Origin of the sequence: Streptomyces sp. JJ38 (assembly GCF_019303475.1) — a bacterium.
In the GTDB taxonomy this organism is placed as follows: Bacteria; Actinomycetota; Actinomycetes; order Streptomycetales; family Streptomycetaceae; genus Streptomyces.
In genome coordinates, this window is the sequence record NZ_JABLSI010000074.1 from 22,508 (window position 1) to 45,931 (window position 23,424).

Consider the following 23,424-nt stretch of genomic DNA (forward strand, 5'->3'; position numbering starts at 1 on the left):
CTCTGCCTATGGCGACCGGGGAGCGGGGGCCCTGGCCGTTACGCTCCTGCCATGCCGTCAGCAGCCTCCCGTAAGCCCCGCGCCTACGATCCCCTCCGGGTGCGCAACGCGCTCGCCGCGCAGGCCGAGACGGTCCGCGCCGCAGCGCACGGCGTCACGGCCGAACAGCTCGCCCGCCCCACCGCGCTGCCCGGATGGGACGTCAGGCACCTCCTCGTCCACCTGGCCGGCCAGATCGACGCCGTGCCGCGGCTGCTGGCCGAACCCGCGCCGACGGCCCGACGGCCGGAGACGAGCCTCAGCGCCTGGGCGCTGTCCACGGCCGGAATCTCCGAGCAGCTGGACGCCCGCACCCGCGAGGCCACCGCCGGTATCACCACGCCGGAGGACGTCGCCGCCGCGATCGACGCGGCCACCGAGGAGCTGGAGCCGGTGCTGGAGATGGCCGTCCGGGAGGACGTCCTGCTGCCGCACCGCTTCGGGGCGATGCGGGCGGTGGACTTCGCGGTGACCCGGCTCGTCGAGCTGATCGTCCACTCCGACGACCTGGCCCGCGCCCTCGGCGCCCCCGTGACGCTCGACCGCTACGCCCTGGCCGCGACCGTCCGGGCGCTGGCCGACGCCCTGGCCGTGAAGGCGCCCGGCGGGGCGGTGGAGCTGCGGGTGCCGCCGTTCGCCGTCGTCCAGTGCGTGGAGGGCCCCCGGCACACCCGGGGCACGCCGCCGAACGTCGTCGAGACGGATCCGCTGACCTGGCTGCGGCTGGCCACCGGCCGGCTGGTGTGGAGCCGCGCGGTGGGCGCGCACGCGGTCAACGCGACCGGCGCCCGCGCCGATCTCTCCGCCCACCTGCCCGTCCTGGCCTGACGCCCCGGGCGACCGGGAGGGCCGCGCGGGGCAGAGGGAGCGGGGCGGAGGGAGCGGGGCCCGGAGGGCGCGGCCCTGCGGGCTCGGGCGTGGAGGATGTGACAGCCCGGCCGTGAGATCCGTCTCGTAGGATTCGATGTCCGCCCAGGTCAGCGTCTGCTTCTCCGTCGCCCGGTTCTCCGCCGCCGGGTGACGCCACTAGACTCGGTGTCGTGGCACGTGGCGATGGTCGACTCAATCACGATCTCCTCCCCGGCGAGAAGGGCCCGCAGGACGCCTGCGGGGTCTTCGGTGTCTGGGCACCCGGTGAAGAGGTCGCCAAGCTGAGCTATTTCGGGCTGTACGCGCTACAGCACCGAGGTCAGGAGTCCGCGGGCATCGCGGTGAGCAACGGCTCGCAGATCCTCGTCTTCAAGGACATGGGTCTGGTCTCCCAGGTCTTCGACGAGACGTCGCTGGGGTCGCTCCGCGGTCACATCGCCGTCGGGCACGCCCGGTACTCCACCACGGGCGCCTCGGTGTGGGAGAACGCCCAGCCTACCTTCCGCGCCACCGGCCACGGCTCGATCGCCCTCGGCCACAACGGCAACCTCGTGAACACCGCCGAGCTGGCCGAGATGGTCGCCGCGCTGGCCGACGGCCGCTCCGGCCGGGCCAACCAGGTCGCGGCCACCAACGACACCGACCTCGTCACCGCGCTCCTCGCGGGGCAGACCGACGAGGACGGCAAGCCGCTCACCGTCGAGGAGGCCGCCCCGCGCGTCCTGCCGCGTGTCAAGGGCGCCTACTCCTTCGTCTTCATGGACGAGCACACCCTCTACGCCGCCCGCGACCCGCAGGGCATCCGCCCGCTGGTCCTCGGCCGGCTGGAGCGCGGCTGGGTCGTGGCCAGCGAGACGGCCGCGCTGGACATCTGCGGCGCGTCCTTCATCCGGGAGATCGAGCCCGGCGAGCTGATCGCGATCGACGAGAACGGGCTGCGCAGCAGCCGGTTCGCCGAGGCGAAGCCCAAGGGCTGCGTCTTCGAGTACGTCTACCTGGCCCGCCCCGACACCGACATCGCGGGCCGCAACGTCTACCTCTCCCGGGTGGAGATGGGCCGGCGGCTGGCCGCCGAGGCACCGGCCGAGGCCGACCTGGTGATACCCACGCCCGAGTCCGGCACCCCCGCCGCGATCGGCTACGCGGAGGCCAGCGGCATCCCGTTCGGCGCGGGTCTGGTCAAGAACTCCTACGTGGGGCGTACCTTCATCCAGCCCTCGCAGACGATCCGCCAGCTCGGCATCCGGCTGAAGCTCAACCCGCTCAAGGAGGTCATCCGCGGCAAGCGGCTGGTCGTCGTGGACGACTCGATCGTCCGCGGCAACACGCAGCGGGCCCTGGTGCGGATGCTGCGCGAGGCGGGCGCCGCCGAGGTGCACGTGCGCATCTCCTCGCCGCCCATCAAGTGGCCCTGCTTCTTCGGCATCGACTTCGCGACGCGCGCCGAGCTGATCGCCAACGGGCTCAGCGTCGAGGAGATCGGGACGTCGCTCGGCGCCGACTCGCTGTCCTACATCTCCATCGACGGCATGATCGAGGCCACGAAGATCGCCAAGCCGAACCTGTGCCGGGCCTGCTTCGACGGGGAGTACCCCATGGAGCTGCCCGACCCGGAGCTGCTGGGCAAGCAGATCCTCGAGTCCGAGACCGAGACCACGGTGCGCCCGGACGCCGACGGCGTCCGCACCCTGCTGACCGGCCCCGGCGGCGCCGACGCCCTGCGCCGTCCCTGACCGCCGGGCGGCTCCGCTCCGGGCCACCCGTTTCCGAACCACCCCCGGCCCCCCCGGGGTCCGCACAACCCCGCGTGACCTCGCGCAATCCGCGTACGGAGAGACATGACTGAGGCTGCCGCCCACGAGAGCGCATCCACCGCGCCCGTTTCCTACAAGACCGCCGGGGTGGACATCGAGGCCGGGGACCACGCCGTCCGGCTCATGAAGGAGTGGGTGGGCAAGGCGCAGCGCCCCGAGTCGCTGGGCGGCCTCGGCGGCTTCGCCGGCCTCTTCGACGCCTCGGCGCTCAAGCGCTACGAGCGTCCGCTGCTCGCCTCCGCGACGGACGGCGTCGGCACGAAGGTCGCCGTCGCCCAGCGGATGGACGTCCACGACACGATCGGGCAGGACCTCGTCGCGATGGTCGTGGACGACATCGTCGTGTGCGGCGCCGAGCCGCTCTTCCTCACCGACTACATCTGCGCCGGCAAGGTCGTGCCCGAGCGGATCTCCGCCATCGTCAAGGGCATCGCGGAGGGCTGCGTGCTCGCCGGCTGCGCCCTGGTGGGCGGTGAGACGGCCGAGCACCCGGGGTTGCTCGGCCCGGACGAGTACGACGTCGCGGGCGCCGCCACCGGCGTCGTCGAGGCCGACCGGCTGCTGGGCGCGGAACGCATTCGATCGGGTGACGTCGTCATCGGCATGGCCGCCTCCGGCCTTCACTCCAACGGGTACTCGCTGGTGCGCCACGTCTTCCTGGAGCGGGCGGGCTGGGCGCTCGACCGCGAGGTGCCGGAGTTCGGCCGCACCCTGGGCGAGGAGCTCCTGGAGCCCACCCGCATCTACTCCCTGGACTGCCTGGCGCTGGCCCGCACCGTCGACGTGCACGCCTTCGCGCACATCACCGGCGGCGGCCTGGCGAACAACCTCGCCCGCGTCATCCCCGACGAGCTGCACGCCACCCTGGACCGCGGCACCTGGGCCCCCGCCCCGGTCTTCGGCACGGTGGGCGAGGTCGGCGGCGTGGCCCGGCCGGAGCTGGAGCGGACGCTGAACATGGGCGTCGGCATGGTGGCCGTCGTGGCCCGGGAGGCCGCCGACGCGGCCCTGAGCGTGCTGGCCGACCGCGGCGTCGACGCCTGGGTGGCCGGCGAGATCACGGACCGCGGGCCCGTCTCCACGGCGGCCACGGCCGCGAACGAGACGGACGCCGCCGTGACGCTGACCGGCTCCTACGCGAGCTGACGGCACCCGTGCGCCCCGGGCCTGCGGGCCCGGGGCGGCTGTCGGCCGGGGTCCGCAGGCCCGGCTGTCGGAGGACCCGGGTGGAGCGGGCGCCGGACGCCCCACGGAGAACGGCGTCCGGGCACGCCGAAGCGCCGGCCGGGATCGATGATCCCCACCGGCCGCGACGTCTCAGACGCCCGTACGCCGTACCGTCCGCGTGGAGCGGACTGCGCTCCACGCACGGAACGAGGGCACGCCTGAGGGCCCCGTTCACATGCGGGGCCCTTCACAGGCGAAAACCCTTACGCGGTGGTTACCCGAAGGTCGGTGTCACGCACGACGACGGCTGGAGGACTCGTCCGCTTCGGACTCCTCGTCCTCGTCGTCGTTGTACAGATCGGCGTACCGCGCGTACAGGTCGTCGTCCTCGTCGTCCTCGAACGGCTCACCGTTCGGCGGCTGCTGCGCCGGCGTTGCACCCAGCTCTTCGGCCAGACGTGAGAGATCGGTACCGCCGCTGTTGTACTTCAGCTGGCGGGCGACCTTCGTCTGCTTGGCCTTGGCCCGGCCGCGCCCCATGGCTCGACCCCCTCAACGACGGGGCTCGACGGCCCCAGAGTCTTGACACGCGTTCATGGTGGAGAGCGGACTCTCTGTCGAGAGACCGGCTCTTAGAGCTTCAACGGTACCTGCTTCCGCGCCCGTACGGTACGCCGTCCGCGCGACCGGGCAGGTCACCGGCACGCCCGGTGACCGATTCCTCGCTGGTCAGAGCGCATTTTACCCTCCTGCGAGCGGATGACCCGCCGGGGGGTGGTGAGGGAAATCTCCCCCACCACCCGTCACGGAAGGTGACCTCGGCGCTGCGGGTCAGCCCGTCGCGCCCGGCAGCCTGGTCCCGGCGGCGATGCGCTGCTCGGCGATCCGGTCGGCCGCGACGGCGGGCGGGACCCCGTCCGTCTCGGCGCGTTCGAAGATCGCCAGCGTGGTGTCGAAGATCTTCTCCGCCTTCGCCTTCGCACGTGCGAAGTCGAAGCCGTGGAGCTCGTCCGCGACCTGGATGACGCCACCGGCGTTCACCACGTAGTCCGGGGCGTACAGGACGCCGCGTTCGGCGAGGGCCTTCTCGACGCCCGGGTGGGCGAGCTGGTTGTTGGCCGCCCCGCAGACGATCGAGGCCGTGAGCGTCTTCACCGTCTCGTCGTCGAGGGCGCCACCGAGCGCGCACGGCGCGTACACGTCCAGCTCCGGCACCCGGACGAGGGCGTCCGCGTCGGCCACGGCGGTGACCTCCGGGTGGGCCGCGCGCACCCGGGCCACGGCCTCCTCGCGCACGTCGGTGATCACGACCTCGGCGCCATCCTCCAGCAGGTGCTCCACCAGGTGGTGGCCCACCTTGCCGACGCCGGCGATACCGACCCTCCGGCCGCGCAGGGTCGGGGCACCCCAGCGGTGCTGGGCGCTGGCCCGCATGCCCTGGAAGACGCCGAAGGCCGTCAGCACCGAGGAGTCGCCCGCGCCGCCGTTCTCGGGGGAGCGGCCCGTCGTCCAGCGGCACTCGCGGGCGATGACGTCCATGTCCCGCACGTAGGTGCCGACGTCGCAGGCCGTCACGTAGCGACCGCCGAGCGAGGCGACGAAGCGACCGTAGGCGAGCAGCAGCTCCTCGCTCTTGACCTTCTCCGGGTCACCGATGATGACGGCCTTGCCGCCACCGTGCTCCAGCCCGGCGAGCGCGTTCTTGTACGACATCCCACGGGCGAGGTTCAGAGCGTCCCGCGCCGCCGCGGCCTCGGGGAACTCCGCGTCCTCGTAGGCGTGGAACCGGGTGCCGCCGAGGGCCGGGCCCAGGGTGGTGGAGTGCAGGGCGATGACGGCCTTCAGGCCGGTCGTCGGGTCCTGGCAGAAGACGACCTGCTCGTGGCCGCCCAGCTCCGAGCGGAAGAGACCGGCCAGCACGGCGTCGGTCTGCTGTCCTGGCGCGCCGTCCTCGTTGACGGCGGCGCTCCGTACGTCAGTCACGGTGGTGACTCCTGTAGTCGCGGTGGACGCCCTCCTGGGGGTGGGGAGGGCCTGTAGTGCAGCACACTACGACCTCCCCGGGGGTGTGGGGCTGTCCGATCTTGGGGAGTGCCACTATGGCGTACCGGCGGGCGGTGACGGCGTCTCCGGCGTCGGCTTCCCCGGCTTCGGATGCGTGCCGTGGGCGGCGCGGGTCGGCCGGCGCGCGGTGCGCGTGGGCCGCGCGCGGTGCGTGGCTGCCGTGCGCCGGGTACCCGGCCGGGCGCGAGGCGGTGCGGCCGGGTGCGCGGGCCGCCCGGCCAGGCGCCCGGCAGGGGCCGAGGAGCGCGGGACAGGAGGGCGAACGTGGGTGACATGACGGGCCCGCCGGTCCCGTACGCGGCCTATCTGCGCGTCTACGAGCCGTTGGCGGCCTTCCCCGAGCCCGAGCGCACGTACTGGGCCCGCTACGCCCGGCGGGCCCGCCGTCCCGGTGCGCAGGACGAGCTGCGCCGCGCCCTGGCCGGGCTGCTCCCGGTGCCGCCGGTGGCCGTCCCGGAGCAGGAGAGCGGGGACGCCTTCGTGGCGGAGGTGGGCGGCGTGCTGTGCGTGTGCCCCTGGCGGACCCGGTTGCGTGCCTGGCTCGCCCTGGCCGAGGCCGACCGCGAGTTGCCGTCGCCGGTGCTGGAGGCGGCGATGCCGCCCGTCGTCCGCCGACAGGCCGAGGCCGACTACGAGCGCTGGCGGGAGCGCAACCCCGATGCCCGCCCATGGCTGCGCTCGGCCCTGTGGCACGTGCCGGTGCGCTGGTTCCTGCTCTTCTCCGAGGACGAGCGGGAGTACGACGAGACGGACGGCGAGCCGCTGCTGCGCTACCGCACGCCGATGGTCCAGGCCCGCCGTCGGCTCGCCCGCGGCCTGCGGGCTGTGCGCGCCGAGGTGCAGGAGGGGCCGCTCGTCGACGGTCTGGTGGACGTGGGGCGATGGCTGGAGGAATTCCACCCTCGTTCACTCGTAGAGCTGGACTATGGCGGCCTCGTGCATACGATCTCTCGGGAAGACCTCGCGGCGGACCACTCCGCCGCGGAGGCGGCCGAGGGTGTCGCCGCCCTGCGCGACGGCGACACCGAGCGCGCGGGCGAGGTCTTCGAGCGGCTCACGGAGCGCTGGCGTGCCGTGCAGGAGCGCCAGTTCGCGAGCTGACGGCCTGGTCGGGGCGCCGGGCTCCGGAGCGGCCGTCCGATCCGACGATGCTTCGGGACCAAGGTCCCGAACCGGGCCAATGGCTCAAGCGTGACGGATAGCACGTAAACCCGCGTAAAGAGCCCCTTGCCCGCAAGCCCACTCCTCGTGTCAAAATAGGACAAGGAGTCCGGGACGGTCTCCTTCCGTCCTCCTGGGGGCGGACACTTCGGATACTTCGGTACTGCGCTGCTTGTTCGCCTCGGTGGTGTCTCGTGACATCTTGTGACGTATCGTCACGTGGGTGTGACTGTCCGTTATGGGATAGTCCATCGCTGTCCGTTGGGGTTGCATACCCGAGGAGGCAATTCCGTCGGTTTGGCCGTCGTGGCTGGACAGATGGTGTAGTTGTAGTGCCGAGGACAAGCCGTTCGTCCTATAACCGACTCGACCCGCGTGCGCCATTTCGGGCGACGCGGGTCAAGGTGCAGAATTTAGAGGAAAGAACCGTGATGGTTCGGTTCTCCCGAGGAGGCCGCTCATGACCGCTCGCACCCCTGATGCCGAGCCGCTGCTGACCCCGGCTGAGGTCGCCACCATGTTCCGTGTCGACCCCAAGACGGTCACGCGCTGGGCAAAGGCGGGCAAGCTCACGTCGATCCGCACGCTTGGCGGGCACCGGCGCTATCGCGAGGCGGAGGTGCGCGCGCTTCTCGCGGGTATTCCGCAGCAGCGCAGCGAGGTCTGAATTACCCTATAACGGACATACCGGGCTGAGTCCCGGCACCGTTCCCTTCTGACGAAATCCCCCGGGCTGCTACCCCCTGACGCCCGGTCATGCTCGTCGACGTATCGCGTCGGACTCCGCCGGGTCCGGCGCGATACGTGCGTTCGGGCCCTGATCAGGGCCCTGTCCGGTCTCCGCGGGGTGCCTGGCGAGGATGGTGTGGGGGGCGCTCGGAGATAGGTGCAATTGCACATATTAAATCGAGTGGATGTAGGGGCGGCATAAAGTCGGCCGTTTTCGTAGTCATTTCGGTGACTCCCGTCACATGGCTGTGTCCTTGCCGCCCCAAGCCCGCTTGCTGTAGTGGAACTTGGGCGTCCGTCCCGCCGCGAGCGGGATCGACGTCATCCACCACCACCCACCATGGCACCTCGGGTGCCTCACCGGAGGCGGCTTTGGTCATGTCGTGCCGGGACTTTCGTCACCCGTCTCCACGCGTGGGTTCCGTCCGCGGAGGCGACGCCGGCGCCGGGCCCGCGTCCGGCGTCGGAACGTTGTCGGACACGGGGTCGGCCGCGGCGTCGGCTGCCGGGTCGGCCGCGGGGGCGACCGGCGGGGTGGCGGCCTGGGCTGCGGCCTGGGCCGCCGCCGGATCCGCCCCCCGGGAGAGATCGTTGCCGGACGGGGGTTCAGCCTCCTCCCGTGGTCGGTTCGTGTTCCGTGGGTCCTGCGGCCCGTTCCTCGCTCGTGGCCCCTCCGGGCTCTGCGGCAGGCCGCTCTCCCGTGTGGGACCCGCTGCCCGTGGCGGGTCCGCTTCCGGCGCCGGGGGCGACTGCCGCGCCTGCGCGCCGTCGTCCGTCGCCAGGACGGCCTCCCATGCCCGCTGGCTGCTCCCCTCCTGAGCGAGCAGCAGGATGCGGTGGCACACGGGGCAGAGTCGCGTCACGTGCCGGTAGTGCCGGTAGCGGGCCTCCGTGGACAGGCGGGCGGCGGCCGACAGATGGGCGCGCAGTAGCGCGGCCGTCTCGTGCCGCCGTCCTCCCTCCGTCAACCCCATCAGAGCCCCCCTTCGTTGTAGGCAGGGGTACTCGCGCTCCGTAGGGGCGTCAAGACGGCGCGTACGGATCAGGCCGGTCGCAGACGCCGGCACGGCAGGCGCGTGACACGACGAAGGGCCCGGATTCCGTGGGGAATCCGGGCCCTTCGACTCATGCGGTCCTGACGGGATTTGAACCCGCGGCCTCCACCTTGACAGGGTGGCGAGCACTCCAAACTGCTCCACAGGACCAGGAGTGCTTCCGGCTGTTCGACCGGCGCGAGATGAGACTCTACAGCAGCCCAGCCCACGTGTGCGAATCGCTCCCCGAGCCGGCACGACGGCCCTGGTCGGGCCGGGGCCGGAGGGGCTACGGGGCGGCGGCGTCGACCGCCTTCACGATCCGCTTGTCCGACACCGGATACGCCGTGCCCAGGGCGTGCGCGAAGTAGCTCACGCGCAGCTCCTCGATCATCCAGCGGATCTCGCGAGCCGCCGCCGGCACCGGCCGTCCCGGCGGGAACTGCTCCAGGAGCCAGGCGTACTCGTCCCGCATCTCCCGCACCTTGGCCGTCCGGCTGCGGTCGCGCTCCGCGTTCGTGGGCAGCTGCTGGAGCCGGCGGTCCACCGCCGTCAGGTACCGCAGCAGGTCCGGCAGCCGCCGCGCCCCGTGCCGGGTCACGAACCCCGGGCACACCAGCTCGCCGAGCTGCTCGCGGACGTCGGTCAGCGAGGGCAGCAGCGTCGCGCTCCGCGCCAGCTGTGGCGATTTCATCCGCCGCTCACACGACTGCCAGGCGACGAGGACCTCCTGCACCTGCCGCACCGTCTTGAGCGTCGCGTCGACGACGTCCGTGCGCACGGCGTCGAAGAGCTTGCGGAAGCCCTCCTCGTCCCAGGCCGGGCCGCCGTGCGCGGCGATCAGCAGGTCCGTGGCGGCGCTCACGCAGTCCTCGAAGAGCTCCTGCACGCTGCCGTGCGGCGAGGCCGCCAGCGCCAGCTTCTGTTGGTTGGAGAGCTTCGACTGCGCGAACTTCCCCGGATCAGAAGGCAGGTTGAGCCGGATGAGACGGCGCGTCCCGCGCCACATGGCCTCCCGCTGCTCCGCCTCGGTGTCGAAGAGCCGCACGGAGACCGACGTGCCGTCGTCCACCAGCGCCGGGTACGCCTTGACGGGCTGGCCCGAGCGACGCGTCTCGAAGGTGCGCTCCAGCGTGCCGATCGTCCAGGCCGTCAGGCCCGTGCGCGGCTGCGGCGCGGCGGCCTTGGGCGCGCCGTCGGCGCCGCTCGGGACCGTGCCCGGGCCCGTCCCGGCCGACGTCCCGCCGCGCCGTCCGCCACCGCCGCCCGCCGACGCCTCGAAGGCCCGTGAAAGCGCCGCCCGCGCCTGCGGCTTGAACCGCAGCCGCAGCACCTCCAGGTCCTTGTCCTCGGCCTCGGCCGCCGCCTTGCCGCGCACCGGCCGCCCGCGCTCGTCCACCACCCGGAACGTGATCCGCAGATGGCCGGGCACCTTGTCCCAGTCGAAGTCCTCCGGAGCCACCGGCACCGCCGTCATCCGGTGCAGGGCCTTGGCCAGGACCGCGGCGAGCGGCTGGTCCAGCGGGACGTCGGCCGGCGTCGCGAACTCGGCGAGGAACCGCTCGGCGAAGTTCGGTGCCGGCACGCAGTTGCGCCGGATCGGCTTCGGCAGCGAACGGATCAGCTCGGTGACGACGTCCAGCCGCAGCCCGGGGATCTGCCAGTCGAAGCCCTCACCCGTCACCTGGTTGAGGACCTGGAGCGGGACGTGGACCGTGACGCCGTCCGCGTCCGTCCCCGGCTCGAACTGGTACGTCACCTTGAGCCGCAGCCCGCCCTGCCGCCACACGTCGGGGTAGTCGGCCTTGGTGATCTGACCGGCCCGCTCGTTGATGAGCATCGACTTCTCGAAGCTCAGCAGATCCGGTTCCTCGCGCCGTTTGTGCTTCCACCAGGAGTCGAAGTGAGCCCCGGAGACGATGTGTTCGGGCAGCCGCTGGTCGTAGAAGTCGTACAGGGTCTCGTCGTCGACGAGGATGTCCCGGCGGCGCGCCCGGTGTTCCAGCTCCTCGACCTCGCCGAGCAGCTTGCGGTTGTCGTGGAAGAACTGGTGGTGCGTGCGCCAGTCGCCCTCGACGAGAGCGTTGCGGATGAACAGGTCGCGGCACGTCTCGGGGTCGATCCGGCCGTAGTTGACCTTGCGCCCGGCGACGATCGGCACGCCGTACAGCGTCACCTTCTCGTACGCCATCACCGCGGCCTGCTTCTGCTCCCAGTGCGGCTCGCCGTAGGTGCGCTTGACGAGGTGCTCGGCCAGTGGCTCGATCCAGTCCGGGTCGATCCTGGCGTTGACCCGCGCCCACAGCCGCGACGTCTCCACCAGCTCGGCCGACATCACCCACCGCGGCGGCTTCTTGAACAGGGCGGAACCCGGGAACACGGCGAACTTAGCGCTCCGCGCGCCCAGGTACTCGTTCTTCGCGCCCGGCTTTCCGCCCGTCTTCCCGGCGGGCTTGCCGCCCTCGGCCGTGCCCTCCTTGAGCCCGATGTGCGACAGCAGGCCCGCGAGCAGCGAGCGGTGGACGGCGTCCGGATGCGACTCGCCCTCCCCGATCGTCACGCCCAGCGACTTGGCCACCTGGCGCACCTGCGTGTAGATGTCCTGCCACTCCCGTATGCGCAGGTAGTTCAGGTACTCGGCGCGGCACATGCGGCGGAACGCGGACGAGGACAGCTCCTTCTGCCGCTCGCGGACGTACGTCCACAGGTTGAGGAAGGAGAGGAAGTCGCTGTTCTCGTCGCGGAACCGGGCGTGCTGCTGGTCCGCCTGCTGCTGCTTCTCGGCGGGACGCTCGCGCGGGTCCTGGATCGACAGCGCCGCGGCGATCACCATCACCTCGCGGACGCAGCCGTTGCGCTCGGCCTCCAGCACCATGCGCGCCAGCCGCGGGTCCACCGGCAGCTGCGCCAGCTTGCGGCCGGTGTCCGTCAGCCGCTTCTTCGGGTCCTTCGCCGCCGTGTCCAGCGCCCCCAGCTCCTCCAGGAGCTGCACGCCAGCCTTGACGCTGCGCTGGTCCGGCGGGTCGATGAACGGGAACCGCCCGACGTCGCCCAGCCCCGCCGCCGTCATCTGGAGGATGACCGAGGCCAGGTTCGTCCGCAGGATCTCCGCGTCCGTGAACTCGGGCCGGGAGAGGAAGTCCTCCTCCGAGTACAGCCGGACGCAGATGCCGTCCGACGTCCGGCCGCAGCGGCCCTTGCGCTGGTTGGCGCTCGCCTGGGAGATCCGCTCGATCGGCAGCCGCTGCACCTTCGTGCGGTGGCTGTAGCGCGAGATGCGGGCCGTGCCCGGGTCGATGACGTACTTGATGCCGGGCACCGTCAACGACGTCTCGGCCACGTTCGTCGCCAGCACGATCCGACGGCCCGCGTGCGGCTGGAACACCCGGTGCTGCTCGGCGTGCGAGAGCCGCGCGTACAGCGGCAGCACCTCCGTGTTCCGCAGCTTCTGCTTGGTCAGGGCGTCCGCCGTGTCCCGGATCTCCCGCTCTCCGGAGAGGAACACCAGGATGTCTCCGGGCCCCTCGGCCTGCAGCTCGTCCACCGCGTCGCAGATGGCCGTGACCTGGTCCCGGTCGCCCTCGTCGCCGTCCTCCTCCAGCAGCGGCCGGTACCGCACCTCCACCGGGTACGTCCGCCCGCTCACCTCGACGATCGGCGCGGCCCGATCCGCCCCGTCCGCGTCGCCGTCCGCGTGGTCGACGGAGGCGAAGCGGCCGAAGTGCCGGGAGAACCGCTCCGGGTCGATCGTCGCGGAGGTGATGATCACCTTCAGGTCCGGCCGCCGGGGCAGCAGTTGCGCCAGGTAGCCGAGCAGGAAGTCGATGTTCAGGCTGCGCTCGTGCGCCTCGTCGATGATGATCGTGTCGTACTGCCGCAGCTCGCGGTCCGTCTGGATCTCGGCGAGCAGGATGCCGTCCGTCATCAGCTTGACGAGTGTGGTGTCCCTCACCTGGTCGGTGAAGCGGACCTTCCAGCCCACCGCCTCGCCCAGCGACGTCCCGAGTTCCTCCGCCACCCGCTCGGCCACCGTGCGCGCCGCGATCCGCCGCGGCTGCGTGTGGCCGATCAGCCCCCTGACGCCCCGCCCGAGCTCCAGACAGATCTTCGGGATCTGCGTCGTCTTGCCGGACCCCGTCTCACCGGCGATGATCACCACCTGGTGATCGCGGATGGCCGCCAGGATCTCGTCCTTCTTCTGGCTGACCGGGAGTGCCTCGGGGTACGTCACGCGCGGCACCGCCGCTCGCCGCGCCGCGATCCGCGCCTCCGCGCGCTCGACGTCACCGGCGATCTCGGCCAGCACGGCGGCCCTCGCCTCCGGCTTGCGGATACGCCGGACACCGTCGAGACGACGGCCCAGCCGCCGCTCGTCGCGCGGCATCAGTTCGGAGACCCGCTCCAGCAGGGCGGGCAGGGTGAGGTCAGGCGCAGTGGACATACGTCCTCCAGCATCCCACCCGCGCCGGATTTCCCGCGACCGAGTTCCGGCGGGGAAGACGCGGCCTCCGGGGGCCGGGGGTTCTCGGAGTTCTACGAGCGGCCGGGCTCCTGCGGGCTGTGGACACGTGGCCTCCCGGTCGGCCTGCGGCCGACCGCGCAACACCGAGGGCGAACCGAGCCGCCTCTATAGGCGTTCGTAGTGGAAGCGGCATGCCACGACGTGGACGACGTCGTCCTCGTCGATGCGGTACACCAGCCGGTGCTCGGAGTTGATGCGCCGCGACCAGTAGCCGGAGAGGTCGTTCCGCAGCGGCTCGGGCTTGCCGATCCCCTCATGGCCGTTCCGGTCGATGTCGGCGATCAGTTGGTTGACCCGTTTCAGCAGCTTGCGGTCGTTCGCCTGCCACCACAGGTAGTCGCTCCAAGCGTCGTCGAGGAAGAGGACCTTCACGCAGCGCCCTTCCCGGCGTCGTCGTCGGGATCCACCAGGTCGCGGACCGTGCCTCGCCCAGCCCGGTCCTGCTCGATCGACCTGCGCAGACGTTCGGCCATCGCGGGTGACCGCAGCAGGTAGTCGGTCTCCTTCAGCGCCTCATACTCGGCAAGCGAGACGATGACCATCGGCTCGTGGCCGGCGCGGGTGATGACCAGCTCCTCGGCGTCGTCCTCCACCGCGTCGAGGGCGTCGGCGATGCTGGCGCGCAGATCGGTGACACTCATCGTCTTCATGATGTACACGATAACGTACAGAGGTGTGGTGGGTGGCCGGCTGGCCGCGGATGGCGACGGAGAACTGGACCCTCCCCAGCCCGGTCGAGGGCTCAGGTCGTGGCCGACTGAACGGGGAGCGTTCCTGGCTTGTTCGGGCCTTCACTGTCCAGCGTTGTGGCTGGGGCCGGGGTCGAGTCGGCGGCCTTCCACTCTTCAGGTCGCAACTGGCCGCGTGCGTGCAACCCGCTGAGGTGCTGGCACCCAGGTTTCGCGGCCCGCAGGGTAACTGGCGGCACTGACACTCGTTGGCCGGTCTGTGGCTGCCCCACGTTCCGGATTTCCTCGTGATTGAGATCACAAATATGTTAGCCCAACCGGACTACGCAGGACATCTGGCGCAACATGGCTTGGCGAAACGGGGATTGCGCTCGCCATGGCTTCCTAAATTAGGCAGTATGGAGGAGCTACCCTCGTGGAGCACGTGACGTGTTTCACATCATGCTAGTGCGCAAGCATGGGTGGCAGCTGCGCGCACGCGGGAACCCCACCCCCGGAGCTTGGAAACTGACAGGGGTGAGGCGTCCTACCGCGACAGAAGCCTCGGCCTTGCAGGGCCGGGGCTTTCTGCTTACAGGTGGGAGAGGAGCTCCCGGATGACCCGGAAGATCGTCCAGCTCAGGCTCAGCCACTGAAGCCGCTCCTTGAGCTTCTTCCACCTATCGCGGCCGTCTCCATTGTTCGGATCGGCCACTGCCAACCTCCATTATCTGGGCCGACGTTCGCGAGCCCCGCGGGTGGCTCGCGACTCCTCTGACTCAGCGTTAGGTTGTTGGCGGAGCTACGCTACCCGGCCCCGGGTGTGACTCGCTGGTAACCATGGCGTCCTGCCGGACTGCCGAGGCCTGGCACGGTGTGCCTCTCCCGCTCCGGTGCTGATTTTGAAGGAGGCGTGCCAGGGTCCCGACCAGCGACCTTGCAATCCAAGGTGTGTGCATGCAGTGCCGTCCAGGGTGTGGGACTCGGGTCAGTCCAGGTGGGGGACGTCACATCGCACTCACCTTTTACGCAGGTGATTTCTGCATCGCGGAAACGTGTTTCCCTCCGCTTAAGGTCCCTTCGAATTCAAGGGGGATGGTGCAGGGTTCCCTAGTTGATCGAGACTCGAAGTTAAGCATTCTCGATGATGTCAAGAGAGCAGGAACCCCAGGGTGGCCTGCCCCGTATCCCTCGAGCGGTCGAGGTGCTCCCTTCCTGCGGCTCGTCCACGCCGACGTACGACACCGGGAAGGGCCTCAGCGTCGCGCAGGCGCGGCTGCTTCTCAAGGAGGCCGCCGAGGGCTGACTGGGCCGGCTGTGCGCGCTGTACCTGCTCGCCCTCGTCATGGGCATGAGGCGCGGCGGACTGCTCTCCGCTGGGCTGCGGTCGACGTGGAGCGTGGGTCGCTCGTCGTGGAACGCTCGCTTCAGCGCGTCGACGGGACGCTGACGCTCGTGCGGCCGAAGACCCTCTCTTCGGTGAGGACGATTCCCCCGGCCCGTATAGTCCGGGCCCTCACGAAGCACGGGGAGCGGCAGGCTCAGGAGGGAGCTGCGGCCGGTGGCACGTGGACGGAGGCCAGTCTCGTCTTCACGTCGCGCGGGGGGACCCCTGCCGAGCCGGACAACCTGCGGCGGAGTCGGCGCGATCCGCCGCGGGCGCGGGCTCGAACTCCGCTTTCATCGCCTGTGCCACTCCTGTGTGACTGTGCCGTTGGACCTGGGCGTCCCGCCGCTCGTCGTTCGGCGGATCGCGGGGCACAGCGACATCGGGGTGACGATGAAGGTCCACGCGCACGCGTCATTGGGCGAGCGGCGGAAGGTGCTGGGGACGCTCGGGGACCGGCTGAGCTGACCCCGTTGGCGTACGCGTTGGCGCAACAACCAGAAACGGCCCGATCAAGTGGTCTTGATCGGGCCGTTCTCGCTGTTCAGCGATGGTGGCTGGGGCCGGGGTCGAACCGGCGACCTTCCGCTTTTCAGGCGGACGCTCGTACCAACTGAGCTACCCAGCCACGCAACCCCGAGGGGCTGCAGCGGTCCTGACGGGATTTGAACCCGCGGCCTCCACCTTGACAGGGTGGCGAGCACTCCAAACTGCTCCACAGGACCAAGCGTGTGCGAGAGCCAGTCTCGCACAGGGTGTTGCGTGCCCCCAACGGGATTCGAACCCGTGCTACCGCCTTGAAAGGGCGGCGTCCTGGGCCACTAGACGATGAGGGCTGATGGCCCACCTGGGCGCTTCGTCAGCGCGTCGGGGACGTGAGAAGCATATGGGATACCGCGACGGTTCGCCAAAACGGATTTCCGGTGGTCGTCGCCGGGCCGGTGGCCGGCCGGTCGCGGGCCCGGTCACCGGCCCGGCCGGACTCCGGCGGTCAGCGGGGCGGCGCCCTCGTGTCCGAGGGCTCGTCGGGTTCCGCGGGCTCTGCCCGGTCCGGCGGGCCCTCGGTGGGGCTGGTTGGCCCTGGGGGGCTCTCGGCCGGTCCTGTGGGCCCTGTGGGACTCGTGGGTCCGGTGGGGGTTTCCGAGGGTTCGTCCGCGGGCTCGTCCATGTACTGGCGGTTGATCTCGGCGGAGGTCAGACCGAGGCCGCCGAGGGTGATCTCGTCCCAGGCCTGCAGCTTCCGGGTCTCCTGGTCGAGGTACAGGACGGAGGCGGTGACCTCCTCGGGGGCCTCGCCCTCGACCGCGCGCAGGCCCGAGCCGCCGCTGGAGCCCTCGACCATGAGGCGGGTCCCGCGCGGCAGGTCGTGCTGCTTGCGGTTGTGGGTGTGCCCGGCGAGGGCGAGCGGGACGGTGCCGTCGGTCTGCTCGGCCAGCACGGGGTTGTGCGCGATGGCGATGTCCACGGGCTCGCCGGCCGCGGCACGGGCGCGCAGGACGTCGGCCAGGGCGCGGCCCGCGGCCCGCTCGGCCGGGTCACCGGCGGCCACGACGGAGCGGTCCGGTGTGAACTGGGGGTCTCCCATTCCGGCGATCCGCAGCCCCGCGACCTCGACGGGCACCCCGTTGTCGAGGACGTGCACGTTGTCCAGGCCCCGCAGGTACTCCTGGGTGGTGAGCGAGTCGTGGTTGCCGCGCACCCAGACGTAGGGGGCGCCCAGGCGGGAGGCCGGGTCGAGGAAGCCGTTCTCGGCGGCCGTCCCGTGGTCCATGGTGTCGCCGGTGTCGATGACGACGTCGATGTCGTACTGCTCGACGAGCGAGTCGATGATCGACCAGGACGCCGGGTTGAGATGGATGTCGGAGACGTGCAGGACGCGGATGGTGTCCGGGTCGGGCGTATACGTCGGCAGGGTGGAGACGGCCTCGTAGAGCCGGGTCATGTTGGTGACGAGCCGGGCCAGCTCCTTCTGGTAGACGTCGAAGTCGGAGGCGATGTTGCGCGCGTTGCCGACGAGGCTGGGGGCGCCCGCGAGCAGCCCGGAGAACTTCGGCTCCAGGACGGACTTCGGGTTCCAGGTGGCCGCCGCCGAGGCCGCGGACCCGGCCAGCAGGACGAGGGCGAGCCCGCCCGCCGCCAGGGCGCGGGGCGGGCGCCGGTAGACGGCGAGCCCCAGCGCCGTCGCCCCGAGGACGACGGCGAGGCTGGAGCGCAGCGCCAGGTCCCGGGTGCCGGACCGCACGTCGGCCGCCACCTGGTCCTGGAGGCCGCTGAAGCGCTCGGGGCGGTCCACCAGGACGCCGACCCGCTCCGGGTCGAGGCGGGTGACGTCCACGTCGAGGCGCAGGGGGGCGCGGTGGCTCTCCAGCTCCAGCGCCCCGAGCGGCGCGACGTTGATGCGGGTGCCGCCGTCGAAGGAGGGCCGCAGCGTCATGGTCGTGTCCATGGGGCCGACGGGCTTGTGCACGTTGCCGACGGTCAGCAGGCCGAGCCAGGCGCCGAGCACGGTCACGAGCACCAGGCCGAGGGCGCGCACCCAGCGGCGCTCACCGGAGGCCGCGACCAGCTCGGGGACGAAGGCCGAACCCTGGCCTGGGCGGCCCCCCGGGCGGAGCCGGAGCGGAAGGCGGGAACGGAGACGGGTTCGGGAGTGGAGACGGGGACGGGGGCGGGGACGGGGCAGGCCACGGACGGCGGCGCCGAGGCGGCGGGCGGCGATGCCGATGCTGCGGGCGGCGGTGCCGAGGGGCCTGAGCGATGCACGGGCCATGCCGCCCATCTGCCCGCCCGGGGCGCGAGTATGCGGCCCGGAGGTTCGATACCCGACAATGGCCCAGTGTTGGAGATGACGCGCGAGGAGTTCGAGGAACTGGTCGCCGAGGCGCTCGACCGGATTCCGCCGGAGCTGACCCGGCTGATGGACAACGTGGCGGTCTTCGTCGAGGACGAGCCCTCTCCCGACGACCCCGAGCTGCTGGGCCTGTACGAGGGCACGCCGCTGACCGAGCGCGGCGAGTGGTACGCGGGCGTCCTGCCCGACCGCATCTCCGTCTACATGGGGCCCACGCTGCGGCTGTGCGAGCGCGAGGGCGGAGGGCGTGAACTGGTCGTCGAGGAGGTGGAGATCACCGTCGTGCACGAGATCGCCCACCATTTCGGCATCGACGACGACCGGTTGCACGCCCTGGGCTACGGGTGAGCGGCGGAGCGGACCGTCCGGAGGACAGCGGCCCCGGCGGCGGGGACGGTGGTGTCGGCGGCGCGCGGGGTGCGGGTTCGCGCGGTGCCACCGGGCTCGGGGCGGACGTCATGGCCGTCGACCCGGACGTCGATCTCCAGCTCGCCGCCGACCGCGCGGAGGTGTCCGCGCCGCGGCGGTGGCGGGTGCTCGCGGCCGTCGCCCTGGGCGGCGTGCTCGGCGGGCTCGGACGCCACGGCGCCGCCCGGCTGTGGCCGACGGACGAGGCGGGGTTCCCGTTCGCGCTGTTCGCGGTCAACGTGCTCGGCTGCGCGCTCATCGCGGTGCTGATGGCCTGGATCGCCTCCCGGCACGCGCCGCCGCTGCTGCGGCCGTTCCTGGGCGTCGGCGTGCTGGGCGGATTCACCAGCTTCTCCGCGTACGCCCTCGACGGGACGCTGCTGTTCGACGCCGACGAGCCCGGGGTGGGCCTGCTCTACCTCGGCGGGACGCTGCTGGCCGCTCTGGTCGCCGTCTGGGCCGGGGCCGTGGCCGGGCGGTGGGCGTTCCCGCCCCGCACACCTCGTGCGGGCCGCACGGGCCCCGGGCAAGCGGGGGCGGCCCGGTGACGTGGCTCGTGGTGGCGCTGGGCGCCGCGGTGGGAGCCCCCCTGAGATACCTGCTCGACCGCGCGGTGCAGGCCCGGCACGCGTCCGCGTTCCCGTGGGGCACGTTCGCGGTGAACGCCGTCGGGTGCGTGGCGCTGGGCGTCCTCGCGGGCGCGGTGCGGGGCGGCGCGGTCGGCCCGGTGCCGGAAGCGCTCCTCGGGACGGGGCTCTGTGGCGCTCTCACCACGTACTCCACGTTCTCCTACGAGAGCCTGCGCCTGGTCGAGACCGGTCGCTCGGGACTGGCCCTGGCCAACGTTCTCGGCACGCTCACCGTGGGGCTGGCGGCGCTGGGCGCCGGGTTCACGGTGACGCGGGGCCTGGTGGGCTGAGCCGCACGCTTCGCGGCGCCGAGGGCGGTACGCCGTTCCGAGAGAGCGGTTCGCGGCCCTGGGGAGGCCGCTCGCGGTGCCGGGGAGGCGGTACGCGGTTCCGGGGGCGGCCACGCTCGGCTCAGGTGCGCCGTCGTGCGAGGTCGGGCGTGTCCTCGCGCCGGTCCCGGGAGTTGGGCAGGGGGCCCGCCCGCCACCGGCCGACCGGTCCGTGGCGTCCACCCGCCACCCGCGGCCGTTCGTCCTGTGGGCCGACGTCCGTCCGCAGCCCGGCCCCACGCCCTCCGCCGCCCCCGGCGAGGCCGACCTCCGGCTCCACACCGCGTCCGGACGCCGGTCGCCGCATGCCCGGGTGCCCGGGGCGCCGCTCGCGCGGTCGCCCGGCGGGGCGCTCGGACCGGGTGCCGTCCGCCCGTCACCGGCCAGCGTGCCGCCGCGCCCCGGAGGTGTCCGACCCGTGCAGCCCGACTCCGCCGCCCCCGCTCGTCCCCGTCCCCGCCCCCGCCCCACCCGCGCCGTGCGGTCGGCCGCCGCCCGGATCACCGTGACGGCCTGCGCCCTGTTCGGAGTGGGCGGCTGCATGACGGTGGGCGGTGAGGCCCAGCCGCCGGCCACGGAACCGGTGGGCCACTCGTCCTCGGCGACCCCGCCCGCCACCGTCGCGGCAGGGGGTACGGGGGAGAGCGGTCGGCGGCCCCCGGTCGAGGGGGCGCGGGAGCCGGGCGGTGACGCGGACGGCCGCACCCCCTCACCCGGGGCCGCCGACCCCCCGGCGAGCGGCGAGGCCACGGACCGGCCCGGCCCCGGTGAGCCGACGGCACGCCCCTCGGGGCCGTCGGGGCCGGAGCCGTCGGGCGCCCCCGGCCCCGGGCAGCCCTCCGGTGAGCCGGACGACGGCCACGGCGGCCCCGGCGGCCCGGGCGACCAGGACCCCGGGCCCAGCCCGACACCGGACCCCACCCCAACGGCCACCCCGACCTCGTCCCCCGCCCCGGACCCCACGCCCACCACGTCTCCGGGGACGTCCGGCGGTGCGGGGGGCGCGGGCGAGGGGTAGGGCGTCACCGGGCAGGCGCGCGGGGTGGGCGCCGGGCGTGGGGGGTGGGCGCCGGGTGTGTGGGTGGGGAAGCCCACGTTCCCTCCGGCGTGGAGGCGTTTGCACGAAGCGGCGCCGGGTGCGTATGGTGGTAGATCGTTTGATCCCATTTGACCCGGCGCCCGATCGAAGCGCGCCGTGTGGCGCGTTCCGTTGCTTAGCCGTGGGCTTGACCGCAAAGGCGGTCGTGTGCGAATTCACGGAAGTTTGTGGCGCGTGCCGATGAACTCCGGAAGAGGTTTCGCACCCGCATGTCTGTTTCCACGCCCGAAAACGTCGCCGTGCCCGTTGACGACGTCGAGCGTTCCCCCGAGATGACCGAGACGCCCGAGGTCACCGAGACGGCCGAGGCTGTCACCGACGAGCCCACGACGACGTTCGCCGACCTCGGCCTCCCCGAGGCCGTCGTGCGCAAGCTCGCGCAGAACGGCGTCACCACCCCGTTCCCCATCCAGGCCGCGACGATCCCGGACGCCCTGGCCGGCAAGGACATCCTCGGCCGTGGCCGCACCGGCTCGGGCAAGACCCTCAGCTTCGGCCTGCCCACCCTGACCCGGCTCGCCGGCGGCCGCACCGCCCGGCACCGGCCCCGCGCGGTCCTGCTCACCCCGACCCGTGAGCTGGCCATGCAGGTCTCCGACGCACTCCAGCCCTACGGCGACGTCCTCGGCCTCAAGCTGAAGGTCGTCTGCGGCGGCACCTCCATGGGCAACCAGATCGGCGCCCTGGAGCGCGGCGTGGACATCCTCGTCGCCACCCCGGGCCGTCTGCGCGACCTGATCAACCGTGGCGCCTGCTCGCTGGACGACGTCGAGGTCGCCGTCCTCGACGAGGCCGACCAGATGGCCGACCTCGGCTTCCTGCCCGAGGTCACCGAGCTCCTCGACCTCGTCCCCGACGGCGGTCAGCGGATGCTGTTCTCCGCCACGCTGGAGCGCGAGATCGACACCCTGGTCAAGCGCTACCTCGTCGACCCGGTGAGCCACGAGGTCGACGCCGCCCAGGGCGCCGTCACGACGATGACGCACCACATCCTCATCGTGAAGCCCCAGGACAAGGCGCCCGTCACCGCCGCCATCGCCGCCCGCAAGGGCCGCACCATCGCGTTCGTCCGCACCCAGATGGGCGCGGACCGCGTCGCCGAGCAGCTCCGCGAGGCCGGGGTGCGCGCCGACGCGCTGCACGGCGGCATGACCCAGGGCTCCCGTACCCGCACGCTCGCCGACTTCAAGGACGGCCGCGTCAACGTGCTCGTCGCCACCGACGTCGCCGCCCGCGGCATCCACGTCGACGGCATCGACCTCGTCCTGAACGTCGACCCGGCCGGGGACCACAAGGACTACCTGCACCGCTCGGGCCGTACCGCCCGCGCGGGCCAGTCCGGCACCGTCGTCTCGCTCGCCCTGCCGCACCAGCGGCGGCAGACGTTCCGGCTCATGGAGGACGCCGGCGTCGACGCGACCCGCCACCTCATCGGCCGCGGTGACGTCTTCGACGACGACGTGGCCGCCATCACCGGCGCCCGCTCCCTGAGCGAGGTCCAGGCCGAGGCCGCCGCCAACTCCGCCCGTCAGGCGGAGCGCGAGGTCGCCGGGCTCGCCCGGAAGCTGGAGGAGGCCAAGCGCCGCGCGGTGGAACTCCGCGACGAGGCAGGCCGCCTGACCGCCCGTGCCGCCCGCGACCGCGGCGCCGACGCGGACGAGGCCGTCGCCCACCTCACCGAGGAGATGGACCGCGTCGCCGCCGAGGAGGCCGAGCGGCTCGCCAGGGCCGCCGCCCGCGCGGCCGAGCAGGAGCGCAAGGCCGCCCAGCAGGCCCGCGAGGACCGCAAGCGCGAGGGCTCCGGTTTCCAGCGTCGCGACGACCGCCGTGGCGGCTTCAACCGCGACCGCGACCGTCGGGACGACCGGGGCGGCTTCCGCCGCTCCGACGACCGGGACCGGGACCGCGGCGACCGCGGTGGCGACCGTGGCGGCTTCCGCCGCTCGGACGACCGCCCGTACGGCCGCCGCGACGACCGGGGCGGCTACCCCCGCCGCGACGGCGGCTTCAACCGCGACCGTCGGGACGACCGGGGCGGCTTCCGCCGCTCCGACGACCGCCCCTTCAACCGCGACCACCGCGACCGCCGCGGCGACGACCGCCGTCCCTACGGCCGCCGCGACGACCACCGCGGCGCCTCCGGCACCGGCAACCGCTCCTTCGGCCGCCGCGCCGACAAGCCCCGCTGGAAGCACAACGGCTGACGCGCCAGGGCCCGGGCGACACCGCACGCCCGGGCCCGATACCCGCTCGGCCCCCACGGCCCCCTCCGGCTATGCTCAACCCAGCACAACCCCGGGCCGTTAGCTCAATTGGCAGAGCAGTGGACTTTTAATCCATTGGTTGTGGGTTCGAGTCCCACACGGCCTACCGCCCGTGGGTCGGGGGTAGCCCCCGCTGACCTGCTACGCAGCGTCCGGATCGGCTTCGGCCGACTCGGGCGCTGCTCCGTTTTCCGGCTCCTGGGTGAGCGGAGGTGCTCTCCTCCGCGTCCTCAGGGGTCTCCCGCCGCTTTTTGGGAACGAGTCCTGTGGCCTTCTCGGCGATGTCGCGGTCGAGTTCGGGCAACAGGCTCGTGTAGGTGTCCGCGTGAGCGCGAGTCCTGACGTGTCCTCTGCCGCCGGCGGCATCGCGACGTTCGTGCTGCCGAGGG

20 protein-coding genes and 5 tRNA genes are annotated in these 23,424 nt (G+C 72.3%); 13 read left to right on the plus strand and 12 right to left on the minus strand.

What is annotated here, in order from left to right:
• The first annotated feature begins 51 nt into the window (after window positions 1-51).
• From HPT28_RS25435 to purM, 3 genes are all read left to right on the plus strand, one after another.
• Entirely contained in the window at window positions 52-867 is an 816-nt protein-coding gene (locus HPT28_RS25435) for a maleylpyruvate isomerase family mycothiol-dependent enzyme (protein ID WP_219094147.1), read from the plus strand.
• A 212-nt stretch (window positions 868-1,079) separates the two neighbouring features.
• On the plus strand, window positions 1,080-2,642 hold the full coding sequence (gene purF / locus HPT28_RS25440) for an amidophosphoribosyltransferase (RefSeq protein WP_219094149.1): 1,563 nt from the start codon (window positions 1,080-1,082) through the stop codon (window positions 2,640-2,642).
• Between the two features lie 105 nt (window positions 2,643-2,747).
• A complete protein-coding gene (purM, locus tag HPT28_RS25445) occupies window positions 2,748-3,869 on the plus strand; it encodes a phosphoribosylformylglycinamidine cyclo-ligase (RefSeq protein ID WP_219094151.1) in 1,122 nt (373 codons plus the stop codon).
• Between the two features lie 312 nt (window positions 3,870-4,181).
• Here the strand turns inward: purM and HPT28_RS25450 are convergent, their stop codons facing one another.
• Both HPT28_RS25450 and HPT28_RS25455 read right to left on the minus strand, forming a co-directional pair.
• Window positions 4,182-4,430, minus strand: a complete 249-nt coding sequence (locus tag HPT28_RS25450) for a DUF3073 domain-containing protein (RefSeq protein WP_219094153.1) — start codon at window positions 4,428-4,430, stop codon at window positions 4,182-4,184.
• Between the two features lie 291 nt (window positions 4,431-4,721).
• Window positions 4,722-5,873 carry a Glu/Leu/Phe/Val dehydrogenase dimerization domain-containing protein gene (locus HPT28_RS25455; RefSeq protein ID WP_219094155.1) on the minus strand — a complete coding sequence of 384 codons (1,152 nt, stop codon included), beginning with the start codon at window positions 5,871-5,873 and terminating at the stop codon, window positions 4,722-4,724.
• Between the two features lie 354 nt (window positions 5,874-6,227).
• Here HPT28_RS25455 and HPT28_RS25460 point away from each other — a divergent pair, with 354 nt between their 5' ends.
• The gene (locus HPT28_RS25460; RefSeq protein WP_219094183.1) at window positions 6,228-7,055 is read left to right on the plus strand and encodes a hypothetical protein; all 828 of its coding nucleotides are present in this window, start codon (window positions 6,228-6,230) and stop codon (window positions 7,053-7,055) included.
• Window positions 7,056-7,575: 520 nt separating this feature from the next.
• Window positions 7,576-7,782, plus strand: a complete 207-nt coding sequence (bldC, locus tag HPT28_RS25465) for a developmental transcriptional regulator BldC (protein ID WP_027749187.1) — start codon at window positions 7,576-7,578, stop codon at window positions 7,780-7,782.
• Window positions 7,783-8,242: 460 nt separating this feature from the next.
• Here bldC and HPT28_RS25470 read toward each other — a convergent pair whose 3' ends face one another.
• From HPT28_RS25470 to HPT28_RS27255, 6 genes are all read right to left on the minus strand, one after another.
• Entirely contained in the window at window positions 8,243-8,818 is a 576-nt protein-coding gene (locus HPT28_RS25470; protein WP_219094157.1) for a DUF6274 family protein, read from the minus strand.
• Window positions 8,819-8,974: 156 nt separating this feature from the next.
• A tRNA-Asp gene (locus tag HPT28_RS25475) sits at window positions 8,975-9,049 on the minus strand.
• A 118-nt stretch (window positions 9,050-9,167) separates the two neighbouring features.
• Window positions 9,168-13,319 (minus strand): ATP-dependent RNA helicase HrpA, encoded by a 4,152-nt coding sequence (hrpA, locus tag HPT28_RS25480; RefSeq protein WP_219094159.1) that lies wholly within the window; start codon window positions 13,317-13,319, stop codon window positions 9,168-9,170.
• A gap of 186 nt (window positions 13,320-13,505) precedes the next feature.
• A complete protein-coding gene (locus tag HPT28_RS25485) occupies window positions 13,506-13,772 on the minus strand; it encodes a Txe/YoeB family addiction module toxin (RefSeq protein ID WP_219094161.1) in 267 nt (88 codons plus the stop codon).
• Entirely contained in the window at window positions 13,769-14,050 is a 282-nt protein-coding gene (locus tag HPT28_RS25490; RefSeq protein WP_219094163.1) for a type II toxin-antitoxin system Phd/YefM family antitoxin, read from the minus strand. The genes HPT28_RS25485 and HPT28_RS25490 overlap by 4 nt, the downstream gene beginning before the upstream one ends.
• Window positions 14,051-14,660: 610 nt before the next feature.
• Window positions 14,661-14,783 carry a hypothetical protein gene (locus tag HPT28_RS27255; protein ID WP_257579423.1) on the minus strand — a complete coding sequence of 41 codons (123 nt, stop codon included), beginning with the start codon at window positions 14,781-14,783 and terminating at the stop codon, window positions 14,661-14,663.
• A 429-nt stretch (window positions 14,784-15,212) separates the two neighbouring features.
• Here HPT28_RS27255 and HPT28_RS25495 point away from each other — a divergent pair, with 429 nt between their 5' ends.
• The gene (locus HPT28_RS25495; protein WP_219094165.1) at window positions 15,213-15,374 is read left to right on the plus strand and encodes a hypothetical protein; all 162 of its coding nucleotides are present in this window, start codon (window positions 15,213-15,215) and stop codon (window positions 15,372-15,374) included.
• A 396-nt stretch (window positions 15,375-15,770) separates the two neighbouring features.
• Window positions 15,771-15,923, plus strand: a complete 153-nt coding sequence (locus HPT28_RS25500) for a hypothetical protein (RefSeq protein WP_219094167.1) — start codon at window positions 15,771-15,773, stop codon at window positions 15,921-15,923.
• Window positions 15,924-16,006: 83 nt separating this feature from the next.
• Here the strand turns inward: HPT28_RS25500 and HPT28_RS25505 are convergent.
• From HPT28_RS25505 to HPT28_RS25520, 4 genes are all read right to left on the minus strand, one after another.
• A tRNA-Phe gene (locus tag HPT28_RS25505) sits at window positions 16,007-16,083 on the minus strand.
• 22 nt (window positions 16,084-16,105) lie between these two features.
• Window positions 16,106-16,180, minus strand: a tRNA-Asp gene (locus tag HPT28_RS25510).
• A 38-nt stretch (window positions 16,181-16,218) separates the two neighbouring features.
• Window positions 16,219-16,291: transfer RNA gene (locus HPT28_RS25515), tRNA-Glu, on the minus strand.
• A 155-nt stretch (window positions 16,292-16,446) separates the two neighbouring features.
• The gene (locus tag HPT28_RS25520; protein WP_219094169.1) at window positions 16,447-18,225 is read right to left on the minus strand and encodes a metallophosphoesterase; all 1,779 of its coding nucleotides are present in this window, start codon (window positions 18,223-18,225) and stop codon (window positions 16,447-16,449) included.
• Between the two features lie 75 nt (window positions 18,226-18,300).
• Here HPT28_RS25520 and HPT28_RS25525 point away from each other — a divergent pair, with 75 nt between their 5' ends.
• From HPT28_RS25525 to HPT28_RS25550, 6 genes are all read left to right on the plus strand, one after another.
• Complete coding sequence (locus HPT28_RS25525; RefSeq protein ID WP_219094185.1) at window positions 18,301-18,654, plus strand: metallopeptidase family protein; 354 nt, start codon at window positions 18,301-18,303, stop codon at window positions 18,652-18,654.
• Window positions 18,651-19,262 (plus strand): CrcB family protein, encoded by a 612-nt coding sequence (locus HPT28_RS25530; RefSeq protein WP_308119523.1) that lies wholly within the window; start codon window positions 18,651-18,653, stop codon window positions 19,260-19,262. Before HPT28_RS25525 ends, HPT28_RS25530 begins: the two co-directional genes overlap by 4 nt.
• Window positions 19,259-19,633, plus strand: coding sequence for a fluoride efflux transporter CrcB (gene crcB, locus HPT28_RS25535; RefSeq protein WP_219094171.1), 375 nt, complete (start codon window positions 19,259-19,261; stop codon window positions 19,631-19,633). Before HPT28_RS25530 ends, crcB begins: the two co-directional genes overlap by 4 nt.
• 457 nt (window positions 19,634-20,090) lie before the next feature.
• Entirely contained in the window at window positions 20,091-20,690 is a 600-nt protein-coding gene (locus tag HPT28_RS25540) for a hypothetical protein (RefSeq protein WP_219094173.1), read from the plus strand.
• Window positions 20,691-20,980: 290 nt separating this feature from the next.
• Entirely contained in the window at window positions 20,981-22,975 is a 1,995-nt protein-coding gene (locus HPT28_RS25545; RefSeq protein WP_219094175.1) for a DEAD/DEAH box helicase, read from the plus strand.
• Window positions 22,976-23,068: 93 nt separating this feature from the next.
• A tRNA-Lys gene (locus HPT28_RS25550) sits at window positions 23,069-23,141 on the plus strand.
• Window positions 23,142-23,424: the final 283 nt, after the last annotated feature.

Coding starts and splice junctions, on each gene's coding strand:
- bldC (WP_027749187.1), top strand. CDS start 7,576: ATGACCGCTCGCACCCCTGATGCCGAGCCGCTGCTGACCCCGGCTGAG.
- HPT28_RS25435 (WP_219094147.1), top strand. CDS start 52: ATGCCGTCAGCAGCCTCCCGTAAGCCCCGCGCCTACGATCCCCTCCGG.
- HPT28_RS25525 (WP_219094185.1), top strand. CDS start 18,301: ATGACGCGCGAGGAGTTCGAGGAACTGGTCGCCGAGGCGCTCGACCGG.
- HPT28_RS25490 (WP_219094163.1), bottom strand. CDS start 14,050: ATGAAGACGATGAGTGTCACCGATCTGCGCGCCAGCATCGCCGACGCC.
- purM (WP_219094151.1), top strand. CDS start 2,748: ATGACTGAGGCTGCCGCCCACGAGAGCGCATCCACCGCGCCCGTTTCC.
- HPT28_RS25495 (WP_219094165.1), top strand. CDS start 15,213: ATGATGTCAAGAGAGCAGGAACCCCAGGGTGGCCTGCCCCGTATCCCT.
- HPT28_RS25545 (WP_219094175.1), top strand. CDS start 20,981: ATGTCTGTTTCCACGCCCGAAAACGTCGCCGTGCCCGTTGACGACGTC.
- HPT28_RS25520 (WP_219094169.1), bottom strand. CDS start 18,225: ATGGCCCGTGCATCGCTCAGGCCCCTCGGCACCGCCGCCCGCAGCATC.
- HPT28_RS25470 (WP_219094157.1), bottom strand. CDS start 8,818: ATGGGGTTGACGGAGGGAGGACGGCGGCACGAGACGGCCGCGCTACTG.
- hrpA (WP_219094159.1), bottom strand. CDS start 13,319: ATGTCCACTGCGCCTGACCTCACCCTGCCCGCCCTGCTGGAGCGGGTC.
- HPT28_RS25460 (WP_219094183.1), top strand. CDS start 6,228: ATGACGGGCCCGCCGGTCCCGTACGCGGCCTATCTGCGCGTCTACGAG.
- HPT28_RS25450 (WP_219094153.1), bottom strand. CDS start 4,430: ATGGGGCGCGGCCGGGCCAAGGCCAAGCAGACGAAGGTCGCCCGCCAG.